At 58.8% G+C, this 11570-nt stretch carries 9 protein-coding genes; all 9 read left to right on the top strand.

The genetic code is table 11. The features are described 5' to 3' along the window. Positions 1-483: 483 nt before the first annotated feature. Positions 484-1659, top strand: a complete 1176-nt coding sequence (locus ACIBK2_RS38545; protein ID WP_396974942.1) for a hypothetical protein — start codon at positions 484-486, stop codon at positions 1657-1659. Positions 1660-1759: 100 nt separating this feature from the next. Beyond that, the gene (locus ACIBK2_RS38540; protein WP_396974940.1) at positions 1760-3019 is read left to right on the top strand and encodes a hypothetical protein; all 1260 of its coding nucleotides are present in this window, start codon (positions 1760-1762) and stop codon (positions 3017-3019) included. Continuing rightward, positions 3012-3881 (top strand): 2OG-Fe(II) oxygenase family protein, encoded by an 870-nt coding sequence (locus ACIBK2_RS38535; protein ID WP_396974938.1) that lies wholly within the window; start codon positions 3012-3014, stop codon positions 3879-3881. Before ACIBK2_RS38540 ends, ACIBK2_RS38535 begins: the two co-directional genes overlap by 8 nt. A 382-nt stretch (positions 3882-4263) precedes the next feature. Continuing rightward, positions 4264-6579 carry a hypothetical protein gene (locus tag ACIBK2_RS38530; protein ID WP_396974936.1) on the top strand — a complete coding sequence of 772 codons (2316 nt, stop codon included), beginning with the start codon at positions 4264-4266 and terminating at the stop codon, positions 6577-6579. Then, positions 6576-7526: a hypothetical protein gene (locus tag ACIBK2_RS38525; protein ID WP_396974934.1), complete on the top strand. Its 951-nt coding sequence runs from the start codon at positions 6576-6578 to the stop codon at positions 7524-7526. Before ACIBK2_RS38530 ends, ACIBK2_RS38525 begins: the two co-directional genes overlap by 4 nt. Next, on the top strand, positions 7523-8704 hold the full coding sequence (locus tag ACIBK2_RS38520; RefSeq protein ID WP_396974932.1) for an alanine racemase: 1182 nt from the start codon (positions 7523-7525) through the stop codon (positions 8702-8704). Before ACIBK2_RS38525 ends, ACIBK2_RS38520 begins: the two co-directional genes overlap by 4 nt. After that, the gene (locus tag ACIBK2_RS38515; protein WP_396974930.1) at positions 8679-9677 is read left to right on the top strand and encodes a cupin-like domain-containing protein; all 999 of its coding nucleotides are present in this window, start codon (positions 8679-8681) and stop codon (positions 9675-9677) included. The genes ACIBK2_RS38520 and ACIBK2_RS38515 overlap by 26 nt, the downstream gene beginning before the upstream one ends. 103 nt (positions 9678-9780) lie before the next feature. Further along, complete coding sequence (locus ACIBK2_RS38510) at positions 9781-10722, top strand: fatty acid desaturase family protein (protein ID WP_396974928.1); 942 nt, start codon at positions 9781-9783, stop codon at positions 10720-10722. 2 nt (positions 10723-10724) lie between these two features. After that, complete coding sequence (locus tag ACIBK2_RS38505) at positions 10725-11447, top strand: dithiol-disulfide isomerase (RefSeq protein WP_396974927.1); 723 nt, start codon at positions 10725-10727, stop codon at positions 11445-11447. The last annotated feature ends 123 nt before the right edge of the window (positions 11448-11570 follow it).

Below are 11570 nucleotides of genomic sequence, written 5' to 3'. Positions count from 1 at the left end.
GGCACCACCTCCACCGGCAGCATCACCGACCTCAGGCGCACGATCAACCCGACACCCGGTTACCGCAGCGACCTTTCTGGACGAGGCACTAGCTCCGGCACTCTACGGGTTCGCAGCGTTAACATGTCAATTCCCGTGGATGGACAGTGTCTTCCGACCCTAGTATCAGCATGTCCGGATAGATGCACATTGGCCGCAAAGGCAATTTAGTAGGTAACCCTCACCTTTGTCGCTCCATGACCGTTGACCCAGAACCAATCCGACAACGAACCTCCTACACATGTCGGCCGTCAACCCGCCTGTATTAATCCGATAAACCCAGCCAGGTGGGAACTGCCAGCTCAGCCCGTCATCCCAGCTGATGTAGGTCGAACAGATGACGGATACGGGCCGCCGTGTTCGGCTACAGTCATGTTCGACACCTCAACCCGCACATCGACACATCGATCGGGTCGACGGATAGAAGAACGCTAGGAGGGGTAGGTGGATATTCAGTCCCTTCTCAACGCACGCGAAAGCCTGAACCTGTTCCCCACTGAGAATAAGATGTCGGCAAGAGCCCTCACAGCGCTTGCTAGCGACGCGGCCAACCGATATCCATTACTAGATTTGCCGGAAATATTCCTCGGCGACGTCATGGGACTCGAACAAGTGCGCGATGAATGCGTCGATCTCGCCCGAGAGTTCTTTGGCGCCAAGCACGCATTCGTCCCCTTCCTGTCCGGGTTGCAGACGATGCATTCAGTCCTCTCGATCCTGGGCCACGCGGGATGCCGAGTTCTCATAATGAGCCCCGCATGCGGCGGGCACTATGCGACGGGCCCAATATGCGAGCAATACGGGTACACGTATGCATACATACCATTCGACAGATCTACGCTCCTCATCGACATCGGGGCGCTCAGCCAGGCGGTTTCGGAATTTAAGCCACACCTGATATATCTTGATATATCGTCCGCTATCAGGCTACCTCGGTCTCGTGATATACGGGCCGCCGCACCCGATGCGGTCATATGCCTCGATGCTTCTCATATACTCGGACTACTTCCTGCCGCCCCCGAAACTCTGGTTCTTGACGGCGTTTTGAATGTCTGCTCGGGAAGTACACACAAAACCTTTCCCGGGCCACAAAAGGGTCTTTTGATAACGGACGACGATGCGGTGGCACAAACACTGTCCACACGGTTGCCATTTTCTGTATCCAGTACACACATGGGTAATGTCGGCGCGCTTGCCATCACTCTGGAAGAATTGATGCCGCACAGGATGAGGTACGCCGAGGATATAATGGCAAATGCGAAGTTCTTGGCATCATGCCTAGCAGCGTCCGGCTTCGAGGTCTCGGGCCAGGAATTCGGATTCACCGAGACGCACCAGGTGTGGGTTGAGATGCCGACGGAGCTGCCGCTATCGGAATGGGGAAAGCGGTTGGCGGCGGCAAATATCCGCTCCACAACAGTCATGCTGCCTAGCAGTGGACGTCCCGGCCTGCGCCTCGGGGTGCAGGAGCTCACGCGCATCGGCATGGGCAGGGATCAGATGGGTTCCGTCTCCGAACTGCTGTCATCGATCCTCTTGAAGAATTCCGAACCCACGTCGCTGCGATCTGAAGTAGCCAGGGTTGTCAATCAGTTTCCCGGTGTTTGTTATGCAACCTAGACGCCACCATGGGCGTGGGCTGTGGTTCCGATGTAGCGCTAGAGAATTCTCCTTGTGCCACACATGAGGGACCCGAAAACAGGAATATGGGGTCATCGAAATGCGCATGCCGCTCACGACTAGCCTACTCAGCAGAGTCGCAGTCGGGATCAGATCCAACAGGCGTGAGTACATTCCGCCTGCCGGCTACCTGAACCAAGTAACACCGCAATATGCGGAAGCGTGGTTCCCAACCAAAGGTTGCTTTTGGGATGCAATGGGCCATTGCACAACCTGCAATTACGGCGTCTCCGTCGAGGTATCACCAGATCAAATGGTACGGGCGGCCGAGATCGCGGTGGACTCACTTGCACCATCGACTCGAACACTATGGATCTCCGCTTTCGATACCCTGCACGACCGTGAGGTTCCCCCTGCTACACGCCGGGAGATCTTTGCAGTGCTTGCCCGCAGTCCAGTCGATACCATCCTGACCGAAGCGCACCCAGCCTCAGTGCGCAGCGAAAAGGTACAGGAATGCGTTGAACTTCTGGACGGACGCACATTCGGGATCCAGTTGGGCGTCGAGACAATGGATGAATTCATTCGCTACGCGTGCGTCAACAAGCCGTACAGCAATACTCTCCTTGCCCGTGCGGTCGATGTCATTCACGATTCCGATGCTGTGGCTTATGCCAATCTGATTGCAGGTATACCGTTCCTGACCGAGCGAGAGGTTGTTGCGCAAACAGCGTTGTCCGTGCGCCAGGCAATCTCGATAGGGTTCGATCAGATTGTGCTGTTTCCGAATCATGTCAAAGAGCACACAATCGCATTCGCACTCGCCGAGTCGAATAGATACTCACCGCCGGATTTGTGGACAATACGTGATGTCTTGGCGGCTGTATCAGACCTGGTTTCAGAAATCCATTTGGCGTGGCTCGACCTGAAGCCGCATCCGGGAGCCGCGGAGGTCTCGTTCGAACCTTCACGGGTATCCACTAAGCGTCTATACGACCTGCTCAATCAATTCGACCACAGCCGATCGTACGAACCACTTCAAGAAGCCTTCGACCTAATTCGACCACACACCCAAGAATGCACAGAGACTAGCCTCAAGTCTCGGCTCTTGGACGGCTATCAATGGCTGGCAAGAACCTTCGGCCATGACCATTGGTGGGTCGAAAACGAAGACAAAATCGCCGTGGAAATACAACAGGGGTTGAGCAGATCGTCCGTCGATCACTCGACAGAGAGCCTACCGGAGACGGACGTCCTGCCTACTCGACCAGGTCGTGTCGTCGAAGACCTCGCTCTGAACATAGTCGACTCTGCTTCCGTGCCTGTACCAGATCTCACCAAGGGAGGAGCTAATGGCTGAGTACGCGGAGCGCCTTCCCACAGCAGCACTTTCGACAGATCGAGCGGACACGGATCAGATCCGTGCGTCGCTGAACAATTACGGCGCAGTGTCACTCGCACTGTCCGATGCGGAGACAACCGCCCTCGGCACGTTAACGCAGGAATCCACATCCTTCTTCGACCTTCCTGATACGAGCAAAGGCAACTACGCGCCTACCTCGTTGTCCGACTGGAACGGCTATATGGCACCACGCAGCGCCGGTCTCGACGACAAGGGTGACGATTTCGAGCGCATATCGCTCTCACCTGAATCGCCAGCGACGGCGCAAGTCGCCGCGCTCGCGCGCGACCTACCACACTTGCAGAACTCAGTCGACACGGTCTTCCACGCTCTCATCGAGAGATGCCGGCAGCTCAACACCATGCTCTCGACAATGATCGGCGTCGACGCGGCCGAAGCCGACAGGATCTGGTTCGACGAGCATTCGAGCAGACTGGCGATCAATCACTACCCCCGAACGGCACCCATGGCGATCGCACCACATCGAGACTTCGGTGGCATCTCGCTCGTGTACGTGGGAAAGGACTCGTCCGGACTACAGCTATTCGGCTCAACGGAAGACCAGTGGTGTTCCATCACGACCGGGCAAGAACCGACAATTATCGCCCTGTTAGGTGAATTGTATTCTTATTGGACGAATGAAATGTGGCCGGCGGCGCTGCACCGTGTCGCAGATCCTCGCCCTGGACGAGTGTCAGTGATCTTGTTCCACACGCCGAACCGTCAAAACGAACTATCCGCCATCGGATCCGCGGATTCTTCGGTGCTGGTTGAATCGTTCCTTAGCCAGGTCGAGCAACGTTACATCCGCATAAAATGATTAGTTTGTCTGTTTCACTTCCGAAAGCGACATTGCCGCCCGATCTACCCAGAAGACCGCATGCCGCGGCTAGATCAGCGCGGACGCACCCAGCACTGCCAACCGAAATCCGTTCCCCCCGAGTGCAGTCCGCCGCTTCGACGCGCCATCGACGGTGGAATCAGTCGCCGCCTCCGGTACGCCGTGTACTGTTCCACGTCGCCACACCAGTCCAACGAAGCCTCTCTTCAATGATCATCGGAAAATCCTCCGCCCTTATTATCCGGAAACTATGATCATTTGCCGGTTAGCGCCACAGAACATCGGTGACACCGTACGCTATTTTGACGAGCAGAAATTCTGGACTGGAACTTTACCTACGAATATCATTGGAGCGTGGTCGGTGACGGGAAGAATACAAGAAGATCATGAATGCCCGACCGAACGAGCACCTCGGCAAGGCCGAACACGGGAGCTCGCGGACATCACCGGTGAAACCATCAGCGTCATCGGGGCCCGCACACATAATTTGAGAGACCTGACGGTCGACATCCCGCTCGAGCAGTGCACGCTGGTCGTCGGCCCATCTGGATCAGGTAAGTCCTCACTCGCCTTCGGCACCATCCACGCCGCCGCCCACGCCGCGTATCTGGAAGGAATCAGCTCGTACTCCCGCTTCACGGAGGCCCGGCTGGCGACACCCGAGGTCGATGCGATTCATGGGCTGCGGCCTACCATCGCACTGGCTCAGGGCTACGGCGGCCGATCATCTAGGTCAACGGTGGGAACCGTCACCGATGCCCTCGGCCTACTGCGCCTGCTGTTCTCGCGCCTCGGGCAACCCACATACAGCGCTAGTCAACTATCGTTCAACAACACTGAAGCGGCGTGCGAGGAGTGCAGAGGCGTCGGCACGCTACTGAGTCCGATGGTGGAGCGGATACTCGACAAGAGCCGCACCCTGCGGGAAGGCGCGATCCTTCATCGCGCATGGAAGGTCAACGGCCGTTACTGGAACATCATCGAGGCAACCGGTGAGCTCCCGTTGGATACCGAGGTATCCACGCTGTCCAACCGCCAACTCGACTTCCTGCTGAACTCCCCCGCTTTCGAGGTGAGCAACCGTAACCCAGGGTTTGTTCAGCGCTTCAGCTACGAGGGCATCATTCCGCGGCTGAAGAAACGAGTAGGCGACGCGCGTGATCTGACAACGCGGTCGTACGACTTGAACTTCTTCGAACAACAGCCGTGCCCTTCATGCCACGGCACAAGGCTCTGCGCCGCGGCTCGCACTGTTCGGATCGGGGAACAAACCTTCGAAGGTGTTCTCGGAGCAGAGATTACGGAGTTATCGAGCTTTCTGCAGACGCTTGATCAGCCGGTCGCAGCACCTATCCGACGGCGACTGGTGGCACTGCTCGAGCGTATGTCCGACATGGGACTTGGGCATCTTACGATGCTGCGCTCGACCACGACATTGTCGGGTGGAGAATTGCGGCGTGTGCGTATCGCACATCAACTAATATCTCCGTTGTCCGGACTCATCTATGTCGTCGACGAAGCCGGCGCAGGGCTGCATTCCGAGGAAGCGCGCGCGGTATACACCTCATTGGCGCACTTGTGCGAAGGCGGCAACACTGTCCTGCTGGTAGACCATTCCGATGGTGCGCGTGCGGTCTCGGATTATGTTGTACAGCTGGGGCCGGGGGGTGGTCGAAACGGCGGAAAGCTGGTTTGGTCCGGCCCGATCAGCGACTACAAGGGCCGTTACGGTTTGTTGCCGGATATAGATCGTAGAGCGCTGCCGACCAGTACCGACAGCCCCGCTCTGACTATCGAGGCACGATCGAACAACCTGCACCCTCGTCCGGTCCGTATTCCGACGAATCGGTTCGTCGTTCTCGCAGGCCCGTCCGGCTCGGGGAAGAGCACGCTCGCGCTGGATATCGCCGCCCAGACCGAAGGCGCGACACTGCTGTCTCAGCGCGATATCGGAGGCTCGGTACGTTCGGTGATCGCCACATATTTGAAAGTCTTCGACCCTATTCGGAAGCTCTTCGGACAAGCGAGTGGACGACCGCCTGGTGACTTCAGCTTCAACGGCGCTGGTGCGTGTCCTACCTGTGGCGGCTGGGGCTATCTCCGAATGGACATGCAGTTCCTGGAGGACGTGACAAGCATCTGCGAGGAGTGTCGCGGCGGCCGCTATAGCCAGGAGGTCCGCGAGATACGCGTCGAAGACCACACCATCGCCGAGGTACTCGACCTCACCGTCGACGAAGCCGTGCAGGTGTTCAAACGCCACGGCGCGATCTTCAGACCATTGGAAATTGCCGCCTCGGTCGGTATCGGCCACCTAGTAATAGGCCAGTCGACCGACACCCTCTCCGGCGGCGAAGCGCAGCGGCTACGTATCTCCACCGAGGTCGCACAACCTCGCCGAGGCATTCTGCTACTCGACGAGCCAACCCGCGGCCTCGGATACGACGAGGTTCCACGGTTCATGGCCGTGGTCGACAAAGCGCTCGACGAGGGACGCACGGTGGTTGCGATCGAGCACAATCTGGCCGTCATCGCCGCTGCGGACTGGGTCATCGAACTCGGCCCGGGCAGCGGCCACCAGGGAGGACAGATCCTCGCCGAGGGCACCCCGGATGCTGTCCGCCACACGGATACCGTGACCGGCCGAGCATTGTCGAAACTGGGGCACCGGAGATGATCACCGACAACCTGCGGAGCATCGGCACCGGATATATCGGGAAGGAACCGTTCGAATACACCGCGGACGTCCTACGTAATGTCGTACGCCCGACCGGCGGCGATCTCGGCTTCGAAACCTGTCTGACCAGTCGCCCGTTCACCGCCCAGACCTATTTGCCGCTGCGCCCCGGAGCGATGACTTTCGGACGCTGCGGACCTGACGGTCCCGACCGCGCCTCTGCCGAACTCGCCGACGGGCTAGAGGTGCTCGAGGTGTCCGGATTTCATGTCGACACACTCGACGGACTGAATCCGGAAGCGCAGACCCAGCGGCGAATACTCGTTGCCGGGCCCTTTCTGATGCCGGGACGCTGGGCGCCATCGGCCGACCGGCTGGTGTTCGGCGACGTTTGGCGGCATGTGATCGTCGACTCAGACACCAACACGCGAGTCCAACCCGCAGTCGTTTGTCTTGACCCCGTAGCCGGTGGCTACACCGCCATCGAACGCGAAGCATTCGAACGGCCAGGCGTGATGATTCTGGCTGTGGTGCCGCCGGACCGCCCGATCGATACCACCGAACTAGCACGTCGATGCTTGCGACGCGGCGCCGACTGGCGAAGTACTGACGCCGGAGAGAATCGCGACCATCACGGCTTGAAAACAGCAGCAGCGGTGGCGGAATCGCTCTCCATCGGCGGCGCTCAGCGACGCCTCCGCTCAACGCTCGCAGCCTACGCATTGCATGCGTTCCGGTCCGGTGCGTTGCTTGGCTACTGCGGACCGCTGACAATCGATGAACTCGCACTGGCCGATCTCTTGAGAGAGTTGGTTACTGATTGCCGTACAACGCAAGCAGCACTGAACGGCCGCCCAGAGACACTGGCCGCGGGGCTACATCGGTTGGCGACAACTGCTGAGACAGTCAGCGAACTGTACGAACGAATTGCCGCGGGCTCGGTATGACCCGCCTCATACTCGGCCCCGACGAGGCAACCCTGCAACGCATCAACCTTGCTGCGGCCCAGAAAGATACCCCGTTCTACCTATACGACATGGAAGTGTTCAGTGCGCGTGTCGAGGCGCTACGCGTAGCGCTGCCAGGCTGCGATCTCTACTACTCGGCCAAGTCCAACCCCCACCCGAGTATGGCGCGCACAGCAGCGGCCATGGGCTGCGGACTCGAACTCGCGTCGCTTGGCGAACTGAAGGCGACCGTCGCTGCCGGCGTCGAACCGGCCCGCGCAGTACTCGTCGGTCCAGCCAAATCTGAGCGCCTACTCGCCGCCGCGATCGAGCATGGCGTGACCATCGTTGTCGAGAGTGAGAACGAACTCCTGCGAATTATTCGGCTGGGCGCCGGTCGTACTCACCCTGTTCAGGTGATGCTCCGACTGAACATCACGGGCGCACGTGGTGGGCTACGGATGTCGGACCATCAGTTCGGTATGAGTCGATCGCAGGTTCTGACCTGCCTCGAGCTGTTGTCGGTGGCTGGAGAACTAACGTTCACCGGCTACCACGGCTACCTCGCGTCACAGCTTCTCAGTGCGGCCGATGTCATTCACAACGCCAAGCTTGTTGTCGACGCAGTCACCGAACTCCGCGAACTCGGCTTTCCGGCTGCGAACATCGACCTGGGAGGCGGTTTCGGCATCGGCTACGTGCAGAGCGACGGTGAACTCGACCTCGATTTACTACGGACAGCCATACCTCACCTTCAGTCAACTGCCGGCGGCGCGAAGTTGATGTTCGAGTCCGGCCGGTTCCTCGCGGGACCCGCCGGAGCACTGGTTTGCCGCGTCATAGACATCAAGACAATCGACAACCGACGGTTCGTACTCCTCGATGGCGGCATGAACGCGAGCGGATTGTTCGGAGGCGGCAACGGAATGCGAAACCTCTGTCACAGTGTGGTGCGCAATGCCGCCGTTCTGACCGGTGGAACGCCCACGAACATTTGCGGACCTCTTTGCACACCGATGGATCGGCTCGCCACCAACGTTCCCTGCGCCGCCGCTATAAACGACTTGGTTGTATGGTGGAACATGGGCGCGTACGGCCTCAGTGCCGCGCCAGTGGACTTCCTCTCATTCCCGCGTCCAATCGAAGTATTTCATGACCAGCTCAACCAACGCTCATAACAGCGCCTTCACCATTGATAAAATTTCCCCCAGCGCCTTTTACCAGAGGAGGCGGAGAGTGCCACCACTACCCCGCGCGGCGCGGCTCAGTCCCGAAGCCTTTGTTGATCATTATGTGATTCCCCGAACCCCGGTCATTGTCACAGACGAAGTGACCCGCTGGCCAGCTTTTCATCGCTGGACCTGGGACTATCTTATCAACCTACTCGGCGATCAGATCGTCGATGTTTATGGAGACTGGTTCACCTCTGCATTCACCACTACCTTCGCCGCGTTTGCCGCCGCGAATGTATTGGCAGCTCCGATCACAGACTACCGTTACGTGCGGTGGTTCTCCCGAAACCGACCCGGCACGGGTCCCTGGGCAGACGCCGCATTCGCTGCGCTGAGCGATGATTGGCATGCGCCACTTCTGTTTCCGTCCACCGGCTATGCCGTTCCGCCGGTGATGCCACCCAGGACCATCGATCCGACCATCGATCCACTACCTTACCGAGGGCTATTCGTCTCGGGCGTCGGTGCCAGAACTCGACTGCATGTGGACCCGTGGATGAGTTCAGCGCTGTTGTGCAACGTTGTCGGTACCAAATACCTCACCATGTGGTCACCGGAAAGCCATGACACCCTGCTGCGGTTCTCCGAACGCGGTGCGTCCGGAGAGCTATCAGGGGTCGCTCCAACCTTCACCGATACGCTCCATCCCGGCGAGATGTTGTTCATACCGGCCGGCTGGTGGCACGAAGTGGATACCGCCTCTAGCTCAGTATCGATCACATGGAATTTCGTGCACCAATCGCATGGCGAATTGCTGCGGGACTATATCGTTAAATTTCCGAACGATCCAGAGATCGATGTTCTCGACTATTTTCTCGACGGAAGCCACGCTCATGATATTCACGCTCAGCGTGCGGCGACTTCCTCATGCGCCCCGGCAGACTACATGACTACCGGGGGAATATGGCCGAAGCCATGACGGAGAGTGGAGTGTTTCGATGTCGCGAGCCCAATCATCCAATTACCAACCTATACATTGGGAGCCAATAGCAGGACCGAAACGTATAACCGCCGTACAAACAATGCGCAAGGATGTCGCCGTTGCCGGCATGAATCATGCAAGTGGTGGTCGTGCACTGCTTCGAGGATCAATGCTGTTCGTTCCACTGATTGCAACCTCCTATCTCGCTATCGCCGTCACGACGTGGTGGGCGTGGGGACTACACCTGACATTGGCTACCTTTTTGTTATGCACCTTGCCCGCCGTTTATCATGAGGCCACGCATAATAATCTGAGCCGCAGCCGGATGGTGAATGACATCATCGGAACGCTAGCTGCCGCATTGCACGCAGTTCCCTTCGCGACCTGGCGGTATTTCCATCTGGCGCACCATGCCAACACCGGCACAGCGAAGGACTCCGAAGTATATGGGACACGATGGTCGCGCGGGAGACTGATCACGTTCCCGTTCACTCAATGGGCGTTCCTGGTCATACTGTGGCAATGGACTTTCAGCACGGTCGGGGGCCGCGGTCCACGCTGGATCAGGAGCGACCGGCAGCGAAGAGCGGTCACCGTCAACGCGATCGCCACGACGGTTGTCTGGTCGGGCATGATCATCGGATGCGTGTGGCAGCCACAGCTCATCGTCCTGTTGATTCTGCCCTGCGCGATCAGTACCCTGGTCGCGGCCTTGACACTCGTGCCAGAACATTTCCCGGCCTACAACACCGAACCGGGTGATGCGGACCAATTGGACCGGACCGCAACCTTTCGATCGAATCGGATGCTACGGCTGATCTTGTGGAACTCGAACTTCCACGCCGCACACCACTTTGCGCCAAAGGTACCCGCACACCACCTGCCCGAGCTCGACAGGATGATCAGCAGTATCCAGGACCCTCGATGGCGCTGGCTGGGCTACTACCGCTGGTACTGTCATCACCTCGCCCGACTCTCATGGGCAACGGTCGACCTGGCCACAGGGAGCAATAGAATCACTGAAACCGTTGAGGAGAAGTGATCGTGCACGAGACCGACGACCGGCTTCCACGCGCGATTGACACCATCGTCATATATTCCGACCTTCATTGCTCGTTTGCACACTTGGCCATCCACCAAATGCTCAGGGTACGTACAGCTCTCGGCCTCGACGGTCACATCTGGTTCGATCACCGAGCATTTCCCCTCGAGCTGCACAACCAGAGGGTCAATTCGTTGCGCGGAGTGAACTCGGAGGTCGCAGTGATCGGCGCGTTGGACCCCGATGCCGGTTGGCAGCTGTGGCAAGCCCCTGATTGGGAGTACCCGGTATCAGTGCTGCTACCTATGGAAGCCGTCCAAGCGGCCAAGCAACAATGCTGGGCTGCCGGCGAGGAGTTGGACCGAGGACTGCGGACGGCGTTCTGGAAGAGCAGCCGCTGTATATCGATGCGCCACGTGATCGACGATGTCGCGGCAGCATGCCCATCGATCGACCACAACCGCCTGTTCGACGACCTCGACCGCGGCACCTGGCGGCACCTTCTGTTCGAGCAGTTCGCCCAGACTCTTGGCGGCCTGGTCAACTGCAGCCCGCACATCTTTCTTTGGGACGGCACAGACGCCGCCAATCCTGGAGTCACCAGCCGCTGGATCAACGGCCCGTTCGGAGTCGGTTACCCAGTTATCGAAGAGTACGACCGGACCGTCTACCAGCGACTGCTGACTCGAGCCGCCGACCTCGCGGGTATGTCGGTCTCCGGATGACACCGTCAGACATCGATCACGGGGAGGCGGGGCATCTTGACCTCGTACGCGCAGTGTCGAAGGAGTTCGACGCATTGCAAGCACGCGGATTTCTCTCCGAACGACGGCCCGGCCAGCTCGAAA

The organism is Nocardia sp. NPDC050175, assembly GCF_044459885.1.
Taxonomy (GTDB): domain Bacteria; phylum Actinomycetota; class Actinomycetes; order Mycobacteriales; family Mycobacteriaceae; genus Nocardia.
The sequence above is the reverse complement of the archived record's forward strand: the minus strand, read 5'-3'. Positions and strand labels throughout refer to the sequence as shown.